Raw genomic sequence first — 17,435 nt, 5'->3', positions numbered from 1 at the left:
ATATCGCCGATGGAGAGGTATCTTGGGGCTAGCTCTGACATCCCGTTGACAGGTTCAATGCCTTGAACAGGCCATCGAAGACACCTGACCGGCAGGGCTTGACCTCCGCGACTGGCTTGGCGCGCTTGGCATTCGCAAATGCCTTGGACGTTCCCTGCACGGGCCGAGGTCTGGGCAGCATGACCGCGAATTTTCTCCCGCTTGCGGTGCGCTGGTGTGGCGCGATGATCTTCAAAGGCTCTGGCGCAACATTCGCTGTTTGATCCGGCGGAGGCATCGGTTCGCTCAAGGAGACCGGCTGCGGAGGCGCCTCAAATTGCATGTGCATGTGCGGGGTCCCGAGCCGGTCTGCCGTCGTCAGCGTATCGGCTGAGACGCGCAACCCGACGGTCGCCTGAACAGGTGGCGCGTTCACGGGCTTGGTCATGCGCGGCGCCGTCTCAAGCTCCATCACCGCGAGTGTACTGAAGCCAACGAGGATGAGAGCCGCCTTCATCTGATTTCACGCTTCCCGAACGCGACGCCTCGTTCAAAGCCTGCCGAAAAATAAGCTCCCGTAAATCGGAGACCAATTGCAGACATCCAATAAGGCGGCTTGGCGGCAGAACCGAACCAGCCGGCGCGGCGACCGGACAAGATCAGAGACAGGGTTAACGCGGGTCATGCGAACTGGTCCCTTATGCGGAGTGCTCGCTGTCGCCTGACGACCGGCACCTGAGGCCCCCCTCGAGCGCGCAATGTGCTAGTCTGAGCCGGCACTCAGCCCGGACGGTGCACCGTGACCGATGGTCGTCACCCGGCATGGACCGAGGAAAACCGCTTTCGCGGTGCGCTCGACGATGTGATTATCATCCCACTTGTTGTTGTCGCGCTCGTCACGAACAAGATCCTGCGTTTCGTTCTTTCGATCTTGATGCGGATGCTCGACTACGCCTTCCCCTTTGCAATGCAGATTGTCTGGCTTCCGCTCTTCGCAGCCAGGCTTGTCGGCGATGTCATCGTTGCCGTCATCGATGGAGCGGTGCGCTTCCTTCCCCTGTCCGCGGCGAAGCGTCGACAGTGGGGTAGATCGATTCGCCGAAACTGGTTGTGGTTCCGGCGGAAGATCAGCTATCGGGCGTTCGAACAAGCCATACATGATGCCTTTGAAGGCGGCATGGCATGGGTGTTCAGAACATGCCGGCATCTCACGCCGAACGCCGCATTGCTCGTGATCCTGTGCGCGGTCCTTTGGCTGCCGATCTCTTTCGGTGCGGCGACGGCGATGCACGCGGTATTGTTTGCCAAGGTCACGTCCTGGCCAGCCTGGATGCAACTCCTGCATCCGCTCGCAACGGTCATCGCGAAGAGCAAGCTTCTGGTGCTACCGGTCTATCCGGCAGCCTGGCCGCAGGCCAGAAAGCATCCACTCGTTCAGCTCGTCTTCAAGGGCTACGACATCATCAAGCGCGTGCATGTGATCAGAAAGGTCGGCCTTCGCTATCGGCAGGCAGAGATCGCCGGGACCGCAGCGGTTGAGAGGCTCGAGCGCATTGCCGGCCTCACGTCGGCGGTGAGGTGGTTGCGCGAGGCGCATGTCGCAGAGCATTTCGGCGTCGAGAAGCCCACTCAGGAATTGCGTTCGTTCTTCGCGCGATGGTCCATCAAATTCTCAGCCGAATATTACGAAGCGAAGGAACGGCAAGCATCAGGCGGCCCATCATCAAACAGCAGCAAGCCGCGAACGCCGAGTTGATCATCAATCGCCAACGGCCCCACCGTGCCGCCGTCGCTGCCCGATCTCTCTTCAACGGGCAGCGGACTGCGCCATTTCCAAATGAAGCAAGGACAGCTTGTCTTACCATCCGGCAGCGAATCCCACTGGTCGATAGATCAGAAGCTTGGGTGCGAACCAGCGCCGGGACGCGATTACGGTGTCTCTGTCTGTCAGCATCATTGCCGCGCCTGAGGGATTGGTCGGACGCTGCCGGGCGCGTGCTCCTCGCCGCCAATTGCTGCCGACTCCATCGCTCGCAACTACGATGTCGTCGAAGATGGCAGTGAATTGTTTCTCACTACAATCCGCTACAGCAGCTCTTTTGCCGCGCGGCACGATTGGACGCACGGCAAAGCGATCCGTGCGCTCCTCTGGCAATCTTATTTATGCCGAGGGCTCGCTATTCATCGCTTCGATCCCCACATTTAAGTCCACCTTGGTCAACCGTCGAGATTGGCCGGAGTGCGCGGAGACTTCCAACGAAAGGGCTCTGCATATGTCCAAATCTCAGCAGCATCGCGCAAGAGCGACCGCGTCCGGCGAGCTCGTTAAGGTTTCGGCCAGCGCTGAGGAAGGCGTAAATTCAACACCTGGCGGGCCGGCTTCGTCTTTTTGACGGATCACAGGCGCAACAATGAAATCGGTCGCAACAAGCTGCCTTTGAAAAAGGACACGCCTGGCGATGCGAGATCGAGCGCAACCGCTCTGTCACGATGGGAGAACGAGGGAGGCTCGGTCCGCGACGAACTGCCGCCCTGATCCGCTATTCGAGTGGGCTAATGTCCCGCGTTTGGCCCGGCGCTCGGTTTGGCCGCGCGGCGGTCAGTTCTTCCGGTCTATCTCGGGTTTGTCGCGCAGAACCGCGTTCAGAAGCGAGCTATGGACCTCGATCTTTCCATTGTAGCTGATGAAGCCAAGCTTCCGGAACTTGTTCATGAAGAAGCTGACCCGTGATCGGGTCGTACCGATCATTTCGGCCAGCGTTTCCTGGCTGATATTGACGCCAATGGGCTGCGAGCTGGCTTCCTTGCCGAAGTTCGCCAGCAGAAGCAGCAGGCGCGCCAAGCGTTTCTCGCTCGAATTGAAGAGTTGGTCGATCAGGTCTTCTTCAATCCGGCTATTGCGCGCGAGCAAATACGCCATGAACAATTGAGAGAACTTCGGCTTGCCTTCGAGCGCTGTAGTCATCGCCGTCTTCGATATTCTCGTGATGACACAGGACTCCATTGCCGTAGTCGTGGCAAGACGCAATGGATGACCATTGAGGCAGCCCTCGCCAAAGAATTGTCCGGGCTCCAAAATCCCAACGACGGCTTCCTTGCCTTGGTCCGAAACGACCGTGAGCTTGATCTTTCCCTCTTGAATGTAGAATACCGCGTCCGCGGCATCTCCCTGCACGAACACGCTCCGACCTTTGCCAACTTTCGAGATCGATTTCCCGGCCCCGACCTTGGCAAGGAATGCTCTGGGATCAAAGTCCTTCGCCGCTTTCACCAAGGCAGGACTCTCGTTCGCTGGACCATTAACACGCAATCATACTACCACAATTGAAAGGATGTTCACCCGTTGGAAGGCCGCGTGGCGTGCGGCAAATCGGGAACTGAAATGACGAGGGGAAGCGCTCGGCTCGACCTGGGCTTCAGGGATTTCGTCCCATCGAGTTCTCCGTTCAAAGTAGATACGACGAATTTGATGCTTGACCATCTGGCGACGACTGCCTGGTCTGCTTTGCAGGAGCCCCCTTCCACTGCGCAAGATGCAGACGTGTCTAGGGGCCGGCGCGTCTATGCGCAGATTTCCGCCGCGCGACTTGCCTGACTATCCGCGCAGCTCCACAGCTTTCTTGCTACCAAGCGATTCGGCACAAGCTTTCGCAACGGCTGAATTTGGCTCAGTGCTTCCCGGCATCGTGGCCCAACCGCCTTTTTCGACGAACTTGCTCTGATCCCACGCATAGGTCGTCTTCTTCATTGCGACCAGGTTTTCCGACGCATCAGCGGCTTGTCGAAACTTCTCAACGCAGATGGGTGTGAGAGCTGTGACGACAGCCGTCGCAGCACTATTCCTCGCGAGCGTCTCGGCGGCCCCACCCGTCACCCAGCCGCCCCAGCTGAAACCCACGATTGCCAGAGCAATTGCTCCGGCCACGGCTCCCCACAGTGCCGGCCGCACGGCAGCTTTCGTCTCCCTGGAGATTTCCATGATCTTCGCCTTGATTTAGAGGTATGTTGAGCTTCACCGGTTAAGGAGGCTAGACACGTCGAGGGATCGGCGTCTGTACCAAATTGCTCACTGCACTCGCGTAGGGATACCTTCGGGATGGCTTGATGCGCCGGCTCGCTGCAGTCTGATGCCAGCGCGCCACGGCGAGTATCTGCACCCTTGATGCTGCTGGAAATGCAGGGCCTTTGTGAGATTCTCCGCCTTTCGCAGTTGAGCGCGGGCGGTACCAATAATCGGTTCAGGTGTTCCTTTTCGAACAGACGGCGACGCCTCTCCCCGCTTTATTCCTGCATTGCCTGACTTGAATATATTACCGATCAGCCCGGCCCTCGCGGCCGGGCTTTTCACTTGGGAAGGCCGTTCGCAGTCGAGGCCGATAGAACAGCAGTCTCACCTCGGCGTCTCGGCAAACGAGGAGAAGCTTCCCTGGAAGGGTTTGCCGGACTGCGGAGTGCGCATGCGGTTCTGAACTGCCCCTTTCCTGTGAGCAGATCGTCGCTTCTGCCTCCTGGAAATCGGCCATCCCTTCCCTTGTCTGCCGTTCGGCCATGAGCGGGTTGACCTAGAAATCCATACCGCCCATGCCTCCCATGCCTCCCATGCCGCCGCCACCCGCAGGCGCGCCGCCGCCGGCGTTCCTCTTCGGCACCTCGGCCACCATGGCTTCGGTGGTGATCAGGAGAGCCGCAACCGAGGCCGCGTTCTGGATCGCCACGCGAACCACCTTGGTCGGGTCGATGATGCCCTTGGCGACCAAGTTGCCATACTCACCGGTCTGCGAGTCGAAGCCGTAGGCGTACTGTTCCTTTTCCAGGATCTTGCCGACGATCACCGAGCCGTCTTCACCGGCGTTGATCGCGATCTGGCGAGCGGGGGCCGACAGCGCCTTGCGCACGATCTCGACGCCGGTTTTCTGGTCGTCGTTCTTGGTGCGCAACCCCTTGAGATGCTCGGAGGCTCGCAGCAAGGCGACGCCGCCGCCCGGGACGATGCCTTCCTCGACCGCCGCGCGGGTCGCATGCATCGCGTCATCAACGCGATCCTTGCGCTCCTTCACCTCGACCTCGGTCGCGCCGCCGACGCGGATCACCGCGACGCCGCCTGCGAGCTTGGCGAGACGCTCCTGGAGTTTCTCACGGTCGTAGTCCGAGGTGGTCTCCTCGATCTGCGCCTTGATCTGGGCCACGCGCGCCTCGATGTCGGCCTTCTTGCCGGCGCCGTTGACGATCGTTGTGTTCTCCTTGTCGATCATCACCTTCTTGGCACGACCGAGCATGTTGAGCGTGACGTTCTCGAGCTTGATGCCGAGATCCTCCGAGATCGCCTGGCCGCCGGCCAGGATCGCGATGTCCTGCAGCATGGCCTTGCGGCGATCGCCGAAGCCCGGAGCCTTGACGGCCGCGACCTTCAGGCCGCCGCGCAGACGGTTGACGACGAGGGTGGCGAGCGCCTCGCCTTCCACGTCTTCGGCGATGATAACGAGCGGCTTGCCGCTCTGTACGACTGCTTCCAGGAGCGGCAGCAGTTCGTTCAGGCTGGACAGCTTTTTCTCGTAGATCAGGATATAGGCGTCGTCCATTTCAACGCGCATCTTGTCGGCGTTGGTGACGAAGTAGGGCGAGATGTAGCCGCGGTCGAACTGCATGCCTTCGACGACCTCGAGTTCAGTCTCGAGCGACTTGGCTTCTTCAACCGTGATGACGCCTTCGTTGCCAACCTTCTTCATGGCGTCGGAGAGGAACTTGCCAATCTCCGCATCGCCGTTGGCCGAGATGGTGCCGACCTGGGCGATCTCCTCGTTCGAGGTGACCTTCTTGGAGTTCTTGACGAGGTCGGCGACGACGGCGTCCACTGCCAAGTCGATGCCGCGCTTGAGGTCCATCGGGTTCATGCCGGCGGCAACCGCCTTGGCGCCTTCCTTCACGATCGCAGCCGCGAGCACGGTGGCGGTGGTGGTGCCATCGCCGGCCGCGTCAGCTGACTTGGAGGCGACTTCGCGCACCATCTGTGCGCCCATGTTCTCGAACTTCTCTTCGAGCTCGATCTCCTTGGCGACGGTGACGCCATCCTTGGTGATGCGGGGAGCGCCGAACGACTTGTCGAGGACAACGTTGCGGCCCTTCGGACCGAGCGTCACCTTTACCGCGTTGTTGAGAATTTCGACGCCGCGCAACATGCGGTCGCGGGCATCGACGCCGAATTTGACTTCTTTGGCTGACATGGCGATCTCCGTTTTCAACTGGTCAGATCCCAAAGGCCGCGCAACTGGCGAGCTCTTGAGGGATGAGATTTGAATTGCGGGCCTCATCCTTCGAGAACCCGGCTACGCCGAATCCTCAGGGTAAGGAAAACCGGCTGGCGCTTACGCGGCCTTCTTCTTGGTGGCCGGCAGATCCGTGAGGACGCCCATGATGTCGCTTTCCTTCATGATCAGCAGGTCGACGCCGTCGATCTTGACTTCAGTGCCGGACCACTTGCCGAACAGCACGCGGTCGCCGACCTTCAGGTCGATCGGGATCAGCTTGCCGGCTTCGTCGCGGCCACCGGGGCCGACGGCGATGACTTCGCCCTGGGAGGGCTTCTCCTTGGCGGTGTCCGGAATGATGATGCCACCGGCTGTCTTGTCTTCGGCCTCTATGCGCTTGACCACGACGCGGTCATGGAGCGGACGGAATTTCATGCGATCCTCCCTGGCTTTTGTGATTATTTCTGGATTGGCAGTCGTAATGAAGCACGTGCCGTAAACGAAGTCTTCCGCTTCCATCAAGACGTGAGGCTTCGTCTCAAAAATTGGCGGCGACCAGATCGTAAGAGCCCCTGCTGCCGCGGACGTACACCCTGGCAGCGGCGGCACATATCACATCACGATTGGAATCGAATGCGCTCAGGAAATCCGATTCATTGTTGGAGTGAGCGCCCGGTTCAAGTCGCCTCAGCGCGTCTTCCTCTATGAAGAACGATGCCTCTAACGCGCTATCGTATCCCCAAAAACGCACGGCGTGCCGCGTTCGGTTATATGAACGACTGAAATTCGGAAACTCGATCATGGTTGGGTCCGATCAAGTTTGCGCAACGGGAATAGGTTCTAAGAGCGATCCGGCTGCGCTAAACCATAAATGGCTACTCTGGAATCGGATTACAACTGCCCACGAAAATTAAGTGCGACCAGCCTCGTGATCTTCTTCGGGCTGTTGATCGTCGCTGCAATAAATTTTCAGTGGTAGTCATCTCGGCTCACCCGCGCTATCGGCTCAAGCCAACAGCTAGTTGGCTCCGCTATGACTCACGAGCTCAGCGCGGCGGCAGTTGATGCGATCCTTTCACAAGGTACGACCGTCACTCGTACTGCGCTCAGTCCTACAGGTGGTCAGCTTGTCCTTCAGCGACCCGCGCGATCGTTGTGCGAAATTCGCGAACACCGTCCGGGTAACTGATCTCGAGTTTCTGGAAGATGTTCTGAGTGAATGGTGGCGAACAAAAACAGCAACGTCTCCAGCGGACAGCGCCATCCGCTCTCCAAATGGGGCAACGATGATGTCGATTTGGTAAGCAATATCAATTGGCTGGCGACGCAGTGCTGATCGCGCCCGTCTCCGGACTAATTCCCTGCTAACAGGGAATTTTACAGGGAAAACTGCATTTTTAGGCGCAGAGAGGCAACCGCTGAGCCGTAAATCGCGGTGTCGCAGCTACTTTTCAAGCATTTCCCTACTCAACTGATCAGGGAAAACAATTCGCGAAACAGCGAATTTTCGTCAGGTAACACCGAATTGGGGTCGAACATCCCCAACCCGTCTCGCGGTCGGATACTTCTTTAGGCACCAGATTTCCGTTGAGAGTTCGAATGTCGGCTTTGCGCGGCAGAAGCGGTCTTTCCGTCCATCTGCGCGTCGGCGAAGCTGCCGGGGTAGTCCGGTCCTCGTCGGCCAGCAATTCGACCGGCTGCTTGTCACCTCCGCCTAGGAAGGCATGGATGGCGCAAGCCAGGACGGCAGATCTGAACCTTGGCCGTACGTTCATTCTCTGCGTCGGTGCGATCGGTTGGCCGAAGCGAAAGCTCTCGAACAGAAAGGCCGGTGATGCGCTAGCGCGCCCCGGGCCCATACATTTGATTCGGTTTGGGCAAGCTGTTTCCGACCCCAGGTTTGCCAAGTGTGTTTGTCTGTACATTGACGCCGTATTGCTCGAACGCGAATGCCGCACGGCGATTCGGGAGGCCCTGTCCAATCACTCTTTGGGAGAATCTCGGGGGCTGGCCGCTAGGAACCGGGTTCGCCTTGTTCAACGCATTTACTTGCTTGGCCGCGCGCGGCGACAAACCGCTCTTCTGTAGAGGCTGGCCGCTGACTCCCGTCTTGTGTGGAATGCCCGGCGTAGCTGTATCGTGAATCTCGTACACATGGTGCAGCCTGGTACTGTCCAGACTATTTCCGTGCACAGCCGGCGCTGAAGAAGGAGCCAGTGTAGCTGGCGCGGAAGCTGGTGCAGCTGGCGCCGGAGCAGAAACTGGTTCAGGTGGTACCGGGGCAGAAGCTGGTGCAGGTGGTGTCGGAGCGGAAGCCGAAACAGGCGATGCTGGAGTAGCGGCTGGTGGGGATGCGACTGGTTGTACCGGCGGAGGTTGATATGTACCGCGAACACCAAATGCCCTTGCGGATGCCACACCACCCAACGCTAACGATAAACCCTGCGCGCCCTCACCCACGATCCGCGATACGCCGAGAGCTATGTTCCCGGCAGCGATGTCGTCCGCTCCCTGGGCGAACCCTGATCCGAAGCGCATGACGCCGCGGATCGCAGAGTCGGGATCGTCCACAAAGGCATGCACACTCCCGACGACCGTGAACGCGGTGCTCACGACCGCAGCCAAAGCCATGACTCCGACGTCGCCCGGTTGGGAGTCCACCATCGCTCCGCCGACTCGCTCGCCGAGCCTGTTCCACCACGCGCCGATCTCCTCGCCGGTGCGGGCACCTGTTATCAGTCCGCGCGGCCGCGCGTTCGCGGCGCGTTGTTCCCATGCTTCCGCGATCTCGTATGGCGCGGGCAACTGCCCGTCGGAATCGACGAGACGGACCGGATTGCTCAAAGCGTACCGATATAAGTTCTCACCGCTCGACATCTCGGCGGGATCCGTTGCGGTCCACGCCCCGATTCACGCACAGTAGTATCGTGCCCCGTGGTAATAGAGCCCACTCTCCTCGTCCCTCTCCTTCCCTGCAAACCGATATTGCTTCGCCATTTCCGTTTGGCTCCGAACCCCTTGATAGGTCGAACTACCAAAGGTGTCTGGTCCCGGAGTGTGGGGGAATCAGCCAAGCTGATCCCTCATTCCGGGAGGAGTGATGGGACAGATACTTCACGGCAGCGCCACGACCACGCACGCCATCCGAGCGGCGATACAGCGATCGAAGGCTCCGCTCAAGGATCTAGCCGCGCAGCACGGCCTTAATCGGAAGACAGTCTCCAATTGGCGCAAGCGGACCTTTGTTCACGATGCGCCGATGGGCCCGAAGATCGTGCGTTCGACAGTTCTGACGGCTGAGGAGGAGGCGATGGTCGTTGCGTTCCGCAAGCACACGCTGCTGCCTCTCGATGACTGCCTCTACGCTCTGCAGACGACCATCCCCCATCTGACGCGGTCATCCTTGCGCCGTTGCCTGCAACGCCATGGGATCAGCCGCCTGCCCGAAGTCGCCGGTGACAAGCCTGCCAAGCAGCCTTTCAAGGCCTATCCGATCGGCTACTTCCACATCGACATCGCCGAGGTCCGCACGGTGGAGGGTAAGCTCTACCTCTTCGTAGCTGTGGACCGTACCTCGAAGTACGCCTTCGCTCGGCTGATGCAGAAGGCGACGGTTGCCACCGCCGGGGCTTTCCTCAACGACCAGGTCAAGGCTGTCCCCTACAAAATCCACACCGTGCTCACGGACAACGGCATCCAATTCGCCGACCTGCCCAAGAATCGATTGGGTCCAACAGAGCTGGCCCCGGTTGTTTGGACAGCGCCCCGCTGGATTTAAGTGGATTCCTGCCGGGTTATGCTGAACGCGGGGCTTTACGGTTTTGTCGTTGCGTCGGGAGGGCGTAGCCCGACCAGAGCGACGACAAAACCGTCGGCGACGGTCATGCGGCCATCACCATAGCTTGCGTGCCGAAGTAAGCCTCGTCGGGCGTGCGCCCGTCAAGGCTCGAGTGAGGGCGTCCCTGATTGTAGAAGGCCAGATACTTGGCAATTGACGCTAGCGCCTCGGACACGCTGTCGTAGGCGCGGAGATAAACTTCTTCGTATTTGACCGTGCGCCAGAGCCGCTCGACAAACACGTTGTCGCGCCAGGCGCCCTTGCCGTCCATGCTGATGGCGATCTTCGCGTCCAGCAGCACATCGGTGAACTCGAGGCTGGTGAACTGGCTGCCCTGATCCGTGTTGAAAATCTCGGGCCTGCCGTGCTTCGCCAACGCCTCCTGGACCGCTTCGACGCAGAAGGCCGCCTCCATTGTGATCGAGACGCGATGGGCCAGGACCCGTCGGCTGAACACATCGACGACCGCCGCGAGATAGACGAAGCCACGCCGCATCGGAATGTAGGTGATGTCCATTGCCCACGCATGGTCGGGCCGCTCGATCTTCAATCCGCGCAACAGGTACGGGTAGATCTTGTGACCCGGAGCCGGCTTGCTCGTGTTCGGGCGACGATAGACCGCCTCGATCCGCATGCGCTTCATCAGCGTCGCGATGTGGCGGCGACCGGCGTATACGCCCTCCCGCCGCAGCAACGATCGCAGCATACGCGCTCCCGCGAAGGGATAATCGAGATGCAGCTCATCGAGCCGACGCATCAAGGCAAGGTCCTCGGCCGAAACTGGCCGAGGTTCATAGTAGACCGTGCTGCGAGCCAGCTTCAGGACCTTCGCCTGGCGCACGATAGAAAGATCATGATCGCGGTCGATCATCGCTTTGCGCTCAGCAGGCCCGCCTTGGTGAGCGCGCCGGACAAAAAATCGTTTTCCAACGCCAGCTCGCCGATCTTGGCATGTAACGCCTTCAAATCGACCGGCGTCTCGGCCGATGTCTTGTCATGCCCAAACACGCCGGCGGCGCCTTCCAGGAGCTGGTTTTTCCAGATCGTGATCTGGTTCGGATGAACATCAAACAGCTGCGCCAGCTCCGCCAGTGTCTTGTCGCCTTTGACCGCAGCCAAAGCAACCTTCGCCTTGAATGCCGGAGAATGCGTCCGGCGGCTCTTCTTCGTCATCTTCGCTCCTGATTCGCAGCAAGAATCCTCGCCGCTGTCAGGCAGAAAATCCACTCAAGCTACTGTCCGAATTTGCGGGGCCAGCTCTAACCGCCATGTGGCGCGGCCATCCTTTCGACCGGGCCTGCAGGGGACATGGCATCGAGCATCGTCTCACCAAGCCCAACCATCCCTGGACCAACGGTCAGGTTGAGAGGATGAACCGAACACTGAAGGAGGCAGCCGTCCGGCGGTATCACTATGAGACCAAGCGCCAACTGGAAGATCACCTCGGCGCCTTCCTGGACGGCTACAACTTCGCCAAGCGGCTGAAGACGCTACGCGGCCTCACACCCTACGAAGCCATCTGTACAGCTTGGGCAAACGAGCCAGACCGCTTTCGGCTCGATCCCATCCACTTGACCTCGGGACTGAACACCTAGTCCGCTAAGTGCCAAACGGGCACATGTCGGATCTCCCGGGCCGAGTCCGCTGTACCCCCAAACAGCAGACATTCCATATCGGCTCATTACGCGAATCCTCAAGGCAGCCCGCCCCCTGCGACCACGGTTTTGTGATGTAGCTCCCGCTTGCTGGGATCCTAGTCATTCGCTATTCGTAAATATTAGTGCGGTATCTTCCGCGCTGAAGTTGTTTAGTTGTCTTCGACTATCCCGCAGGGCTCGGAGTCGAAGATTTAAGCCCCAGAAGCGTATCCCGTAACATTACAGGTCGATCAATGCATGCCATCGCTTTCGCGGGCGGCAGCGTGAGTTCGACTCCGAATGATGACAACGCCAGGAGCGTTGCCGCGGATACGCCGTTGCGTCTGCAGCTCCGATGACCGCGCTATGGCTCCTTGGACCGACCGGAGGAAGAGCAGTGGCAACCAAGTCCCTGAACTGGCGGCTTCCAGATACCCGAAGCGCTCACCGACGTTTCTCTAATTATGTAGTGTTTTTCGCAGATCATAAAGGCCGCAAAGATTTTTACCCTTTGAAGAAGCTCATCTTGGCCGAGAATCTCTACTTCAAATTGGCCTATGGCAGTGTAGCAGGCGAAAAATTCTTTGACGTGGACCAAAACTTAGTCGCGATTCAATGGGTTCAGTTGTTGGGCGTCGATACTGATGATCCTACGATCGTGCGCAAAGCGATTGAAGACGGTACAGCATATCAACTTTATTGCTCGATCCCCGGTGCCGGCAACGAGATCTTCGTCGATAATTTATTTCGTACTCTGAATTAAGCGAGCCAACAATGTGTTTTGAAACAATCACAGGTCCGCTGCCTATCCCTCGTAGCAATCACCTCAGCGTCCACCGCGTCCCGATTGACTCGTTGAAACCAATAGAGCCGGTCCTACGGCGCCACCCCAAAAAGCAGATGGAAGTTTTGCAGCGCGGGTTGGAGCGATTTGGCCAAATTATCCCGATCCCAGTTACGCCTGATAGTCAGATCATCGATTTGGAGTTGGTCTGGCGGGCCCTCAAAGCGAATGGCGCCAGCCATGTCGACGTTACCTTAGTGCACAACAGGTCACCGGCAGAGATCAAGGCGCTCCGTTTAGCTCTCAATCGAACCGCGCAGGACCCCGTGTGGGATGACGAAAATCTCCGAACCGTTCTTGAAGAATTGATTTCTATCGACTTCGATCTCGATCTCACGGGCTTTGCCGCGCCGGAGATTGACCAAAGATTAAACCTCGATCTACCGCAAGCTAATGTCGAAGAAAACGGCGGCGACAACCCGTCCGTGGAGGAGCTCGCGATCTCAGAGCGAGGGACTATCTGGGCGCTTGGGAAACACAGGATCGGTTGCGGCGACGCAACGGATCCAATCTTCGTCAACAGAGTTCTTGAAGATCGCTTGGCCGACGTGTGCTTCATCGACGCACCCTATAACCTGAAAGTCAACGGCTTCATTTCGGGGAAAGGCAAACACCGGCATCGTGAATTCGTGCAGGGCGCGGGCGAACTCACCGACGACGCGTTCTTCGACTTCTTGCGCCAGTCACTTGAGGTGCTGCGTACGTCCAGTAGACCGGAGGCACTGATCTATTCCTGCATCGACTGGCGACATGTTACGGAGATGAACGTGGCTGCACGTTTGTGCGGCATGCCGCTCTACAACATCTGCGTTTGGGTCAAGCCCAACGGCGGGATGGGTGGAATTTATCGTAATGCCCATGAATTTGTCTGTGTGTACCTCGCCGGCGCCGAACGTCCGCTAGACAATGTTGAACTTGGCCGGCATGGGCGTAACCGGACCAATGTTTGGTCATCGTATGGCGGCATGTCGTCGTTCGGCAAGGACCGTGACGAACTGTTGGGCTCGCACCCGACGGTCAAGCCCGTCGCGATGATCGGGGACGCTTTGCGAGATGTCACAAAACGCGGCGGCCTGGTGCTGGACACATTCCTTGGATCGGGTTCAACGCTGATGGCTGCACACGAAACCGGCCGTATCTGCTGCGGGGTCGAGTTAGACCCCCTTTATGTCGATGTCGCCGTCCGCCGCTGGCAGAATGCCACCGGTCGTGACGCCGTCTCGGTCGAAACGGGGGAAACCTTTAATGTGACCGTCCGCCGCCGGCGGCTAGCCGCGCCGTCGGAGTCCAATGATGGCACGTGATCAAGACCACGAGGACGTCGGCTACCGGCGGCCGCCCAAGCGCACCCGGTTCCAAAAGGGACAGAGCGGTAATCCGCGAGGCCGTCCCAAGTCCAGGACCAGCTTCAAGTCGGACCTCGCTGCGGAATTACGGGAAAAGCTGGTCCTCACCGAGAACGGCAAGGAACGCAGCATTACCAAACAGCGTGCTTTCATCAAGACCCTGACGGCCGCGGCCATCAAGAAGGACATTCGCGCCGTCAACGCTCTGCTGGCATGCATGCGGCTATTCGGCGTTGATGAGGACGCATCGCCCGCTTCCGAACGGGTCGACCTCGATGACCTTGAGCTGCTCGAGACCTACGTCACGCAACAACGCAAACAACAGGGGGCAGGCACCATGGAAAAGAAATCTTCAAAGGGTGGCCGCTCCTCGAGAGCGAAGGAGTAGTACATGCCGAACCACATGGAATCCATCACGATTGAACTTGCTCGCTCTCAATTTCGTCGGTTCGTCCCGTATGCCTTTAAAAAAGTGCATGACAAAAAGTTGGGCGATCAACCTTACGTCATGCACATGTGTCACGTCATCGAGGAGCTGATTTCTGGCTATGAAAAGCGCCTGCTGATTAACCTCCCCCCGCAACATCTGAAAAGTTTCGTGGGAACAATCTGCCTAGCGGCCTATCGTCTGGGCACGAACCCGCAGCTACGAATTCTGCTGGTCGCGTACAATGACGACTTTGCGTCCGCACTATGCGACAAGATCCGCGACATGATGCGGACCAGCTGGTATCGCGCGATGTTTGCGACGCGCATTAAGGAAGGCCATTCCCGAGCGAACGATTTCCAGACGACGGAAGGGGGCGGTATATTTGCGATCGCCGCCACCGGCGCTGTGACAGGCCGGACCGCCGACTTCATTATTTACGACGACCCGCACGAAATCAGCGACTGGAACAACGAACGAAAGTTGAATTTAGTTCGTAACAACTTCAACACCATCCTCTCACGCCTCAACAACAAGATCGACGGCCCAGTACTGGTCATTGCCCACCGCATCAGCGCCAATGACCTGTCCGCTGATCTTCTGCAAGAGAGTGGCTGGACTTACCTTCGTTTACCGCTCGTCGCTCCCAAAAGGCGCAAATATGATCTCGGTCATGACCAGTGGGTGCGCGAGAAGGGCGACATCCTTCAACCGAGTGCTTATTCTCAAGCGGAAATAGAACGGCTGAAACGGACACAGCTCGCGCCGCCATTTGGTTTATTCCATCAGCAGGATCTCGACCCGCGAGCATCATTTGCTCCGTGCGCGGAGCACTTTGCCCTCTTTGAACAGCGCGAGGCTCCGATCGCTCCGGTTGTCCTCAGCATTGACCCTGGTCAGAGCGGCGGCAGCAACGCGAGTCGCAGCGTAATACAAGCTTGGAAATACGGCGGCGGGCGCTATTACCTTCTCGATCAGTTCTGTGATCATTGCTATTTTATGCAACTGAAAAACGAGTTCTGGCGTTTCGTGAAACGCAATAATCCGAGCGTCGCCCTCATCGAGCAAACGGCAAACGGCCCTGCCCTCTACTCCGCGATTCGGCATATAGTTCGCTTCAAGATTAGGCTGATCATCCCTCGCGGCCCGAAGGCTAACCGCCTCGCCAGGCATTATCCCAAAATACGCACCAAGAAAATTTGTCTTCCCGGGGACGCAGTTTGGCGCGAGCCATTCATCGACGAGATCGTCGGATTTCCAGGAGAATTCGACGATCAGATCGACGCCATGACTCAATATTTCGATTTTATGGATGAGAAGCCCATAATTCCCATGCAGCCACCACGTGAGCATGGAATTGGGGTCGCATTCGGTTCTCGCTAGCGACGTTGGTGAAACCGCTGCTGGAAACTCCTACGGAATAATCTAGTCATTCAGCACTGACTTGCCCCCTACCCCGCACCAGTTGTGCATGTCGGCCTCCGTGGCGAAGGCTGACCGTCACTAAAAAAACTGAGCCTTTACGCCAGCACGTTCGTGACCGTAACGGCGCAATAAGAGCCACAAGATTGCTCCGAATTCGCTCGACTTCAGAAGCCAGCAGAGCGTCACTGTCCCCTGAAGTTAGGAGGACAACATAGGGCCAGACCTCGTTGAGCTATGCGGGAAACTGGGTGATGACGGAATGAGATAGGCGGCGTATCGAGGCGGGTGTCGAGCCTGCCAGAACCTCAAGGAGAGCGATACGCCATGAACGAGCATAGCAACATTGTCCCACTGCGTCAGCCCGATGAGATCGACGATCCACTGACGAATATTTTGCGATCTGGAGCTCGGCAGCTGCTTGCGCAGGCTGTCGAGATGGAAGCCGAGGCGTTTCTCGCCGCGATGAAGGGCTTGAAGCTTCCCGATGGCCGCGACCGCCTCGTGCGACACGGCCATGGTCCAGTGCGGACGATCCAGACGGGGATCGGCGCCGTCGAAGTCGCCCGGGTAAAGATTCGCGATCGCGCGGTGACCCGCGATGGCGAGCGGATCCGCTTCACCTCGGCGATCCTGCCGTTGTGGGCACGGCGCACGAAGAGCTTGGATGCACTTTTGCCGGTTCTGTACCTGCGAGGCATCTCGACGGGCGACTTCCAGGAGGCGCTGGCGGCGCTCTTGGGCAAGGATGCGCCGAATCTTTCTCCGGCGGTGGTTTCCAGACTGACGACGGAGTGGCAGCTCGAGTACGAGCGTTGGCAGAAGCGCGATCTGTCGGCGCGCCGGTACGTATACGTGTGGGCGGACGGCGTCTTCCTGCAGGCTCGCATGGAAGACCACAGCGAATGCATGCTGGTGCTGATCGGCGCGACGCCGGAAGGCAAGAAGGAACTCATCGGCTTCCAGGTCGGCGTGCGCGAGAGCACGCAGAGCTGGCACGAACTGCTCGTCGAGGCGAAAACCCGTGGGCTGAAGATCGCCCCGGAAATCGCCGTCGGTGACGGCGCGCTCGGCTTCTGGAAGGCGCTCGACGAGGTCTTTCCCGCCACGCGACATCAGCGGTGCTGGGTGCACAAAACCGCGAATATCTTGAACAAAGTCGCAGTGTCGGTACAGGCCAGCATGAAGAAGGATCTGCGCGAGGTCTATTTGGCGTCCAACCGAGCTTCGGCCGAAGTGGCGATCGATGTCTTTGCCGAGAAATACGGAGCGAAGTACGACAAGGCGGTCGAGTGCCTGACGAAAGATCGCGACGCAATGCTTGCGTTCTACGAATTCCCCGCCGAGCATTGGGACCACTTGCGGACGACGAATCCCATCGAAAGCGTGTTCGCGACGGTCCGGCACAGAACGGTGCGCACGAAAGGTTCGTTATCGTCAACGACTGCCAAGTTGATGGTGTTCAAGCTGCTCTGCGCCGCATCAAAGACCTGGCGGCGGCTGAAAGGCACAAATCAGTTGCCGAAGGTCATCGCAGGTGTCAGATTCGAAAACGGCATCGAGGTCATCCAAGTGCCGGAAAACCACGCCGCCTGATCGCCTCGTCACCCAAAATCCCGCATAGCTCGACCTCGTTTTCAACGATGCCGTTCGCGCCCATCGCCTCCATTAGAATCAGGCTTTCGCAAGACCGAAGC

General features: G+C 58.7%; 15 protein-coding genes and 2 pseudogenes. 8 read left to right on the top strand and 9 right to left on the bottom strand.

The genetic code is table 11. The features are described 5' to 3' along the window. Window positions 1-28: 28 nt before the first annotated feature. Window positions 29-496, bottom strand: a complete 468-nt coding sequence (locus tag J4G43_RS15375; protein ID WP_063984901.1) for a hypothetical protein — start codon at window positions 494-496, stop codon at window positions 29-31. 282 nt (window positions 497-778) lie between these two features. Between J4G43_RS15375 and J4G43_RS15370 the strand changes: the two genes are divergently transcribed. Then, complete coding sequence (locus tag J4G43_RS15370; RefSeq protein WP_208085279.1) at window positions 779-1,735, top strand: hypothetical protein; 957 nt, start codon at window positions 779-781, stop codon at window positions 1,733-1,735. An 843-nt stretch (window positions 1,736-2,578) separates the two neighbouring features. Here the strand turns inward: J4G43_RS15370 and J4G43_RS15365 are convergent. The 7 genes from J4G43_RS15365 to J4G43_RS55950 form a co-directional block, all read right to left on the bottom strand. After that, window positions 2,579-3,253: a Crp/Fnr family transcriptional regulator gene (locus J4G43_RS15365; RefSeq protein WP_063984903.1), complete on the bottom strand. Its 675-nt coding sequence runs from the start codon at window positions 3,251-3,253 to the stop codon at window positions 2,579-2,581. 321 nt (window positions 3,254-3,574) lie between these two features. Beyond that, window positions 3,575-3,958 (bottom strand): hypothetical protein, encoded by a 384-nt coding sequence (locus J4G43_RS15360; RefSeq protein WP_208085278.1) that lies wholly within the window; start codon window positions 3,956-3,958, stop codon window positions 3,575-3,577. 583 nt (window positions 3,959-4,541) lie between these two features. Further along, window positions 4,542-6,200: a chaperonin GroEL gene (groL, locus tag J4G43_RS15355; protein ID WP_208085277.1), complete on the bottom strand. Its 1,659-nt coding sequence runs from the start codon at window positions 6,198-6,200 to the stop codon at window positions 4,542-4,544. A gap of 141 nt (window positions 6,201-6,341) precedes the next feature. Continuing rightward, window positions 6,342-6,659 (bottom strand): co-chaperone GroES, encoded by a 318-nt coding sequence (locus J4G43_RS15350; protein WP_166088289.1) that lies wholly within the window; start codon window positions 6,657-6,659, stop codon window positions 6,342-6,344. A gap of 103 nt (window positions 6,660-6,762) precedes the next feature. After that, complete coding sequence (locus tag J4G43_RS15345; protein ID WP_208085276.1) at window positions 6,763-7,026, bottom strand: DUF1488 family protein; 264 nt, start codon at window positions 7,024-7,026, stop codon at window positions 6,763-6,765. Between the two features lie 1,037 nt (window positions 7,027-8,063). Then, window positions 8,064-8,762, bottom strand: a complete 699-nt coding sequence (locus J4G43_RS55955) for a hypothetical protein (RefSeq protein WP_225005708.1) — start codon at window positions 8,760-8,762, stop codon at window positions 8,064-8,066. Between the two features lie 372 nt (window positions 8,763-9,134). Next, complete coding sequence (locus J4G43_RS55950) at window positions 9,135-9,221, bottom strand: RHS repeat-associated core domain-containing protein (protein ID WP_208089329.1); 87 nt, start codon at window positions 9,219-9,221, stop codon at window positions 9,135-9,137. A gap of 103 nt (window positions 9,222-9,324) precedes the next feature. Between J4G43_RS55950 and J4G43_RS15340 the strand changes: the two are divergent. Beyond that, window positions 9,325-9,948: pseudogene (locus tag J4G43_RS15340) on the top strand (DDE-type integrase/transposase/recombinase); the annotation flags it as partial. 157 nt (window positions 9,949-10,105) lie between these two features. Here the strand turns inward: J4G43_RS15340 and J4G43_RS15335 are convergent. Beyond that, window positions 10,106-11,235, bottom strand: a protein-coding gene (locus J4G43_RS15335; RefSeq protein WP_208089328.1) for an IS3-like element ISRj2 family transposase whose coding sequence is annotated in 2 segments (ribosomal slippage) — window positions 10,106-10,983 and window positions 10,983-11,235 — 1,131 coding nt in all. Because the reading frame shifts where the segments join, the coding sequence is not laid out codon by codon here. A 107-nt stretch (window positions 11,236-11,342) separates the two neighbouring features. On the opposite strand from J4G43_RS15335, the pseudogene J4G43_RS15330 reads away from it, so the two are divergent. The 6 genes and pseudogenes from J4G43_RS15330 to J4G43_RS15305 all read left to right on the top strand — a co-directional run. Continuing rightward, window positions 11,343-11,657, top strand: a pseudogene (locus tag J4G43_RS15330) (integrase core domain-containing protein); the annotation flags it as partial. A gap of 439 nt (window positions 11,658-12,096) precedes the next feature. Beyond that, window positions 12,097-12,462, top strand: a complete 366-nt coding sequence (locus J4G43_RS15325) for a hypothetical protein (protein WP_208085273.1) — start codon at window positions 12,097-12,099, stop codon at window positions 12,460-12,462. A gap of 137 nt (window positions 12,463-12,599) precedes the next feature. Next, complete coding sequence (locus J4G43_RS15320; protein WP_208085272.1) at window positions 12,600-13,847, top strand: DNA modification methylase; 1,248 nt, start codon at window positions 12,600-12,602, stop codon at window positions 13,845-13,847. After that, on the top strand, window positions 13,837-14,277 hold the full coding sequence (locus tag J4G43_RS15315; protein WP_208089613.1) for a DUF5681 domain-containing protein: 441 nt from the start codon (window positions 13,837-13,839) through the stop codon (window positions 14,275-14,277). The genes J4G43_RS15320 and J4G43_RS15315 overlap by 11 nt, the downstream gene beginning before the upstream one ends. Window positions 14,278-14,280: 3 nt before the next feature. Beyond that, complete coding sequence (locus J4G43_RS15310; protein ID WP_208085271.1) at window positions 14,281-15,699, top strand: hypothetical protein; 1,419 nt, start codon at window positions 14,281-14,283, stop codon at window positions 15,697-15,699. Window positions 15,700-16,065: 366 nt separating this feature from the next. Further along, window positions 16,066-17,334: an IS256 family transposase gene (locus J4G43_RS15305; RefSeq protein ID WP_166354690.1), complete on the top strand. Its 1,269-nt coding sequence runs from the start codon at window positions 16,066-16,068 to the stop codon at window positions 17,332-17,334. The last annotated feature ends 101 nt before the right edge of the window (window positions 17,335-17,435 follow it).

The organism is Bradyrhizobium barranii subsp. barranii (assembly GCF_017565645.3).
In the GTDB taxonomy this organism is placed as follows: domain Bacteria; phylum Pseudomonadota; class Alphaproteobacteria; order Rhizobiales; family Xanthobacteraceae; genus Bradyrhizobium; species Bradyrhizobium barranii.
The sequence above is the reverse complement of the archived record's forward strand: the minus strand, read 5'-3'. Positions and strand labels throughout refer to the sequence as shown.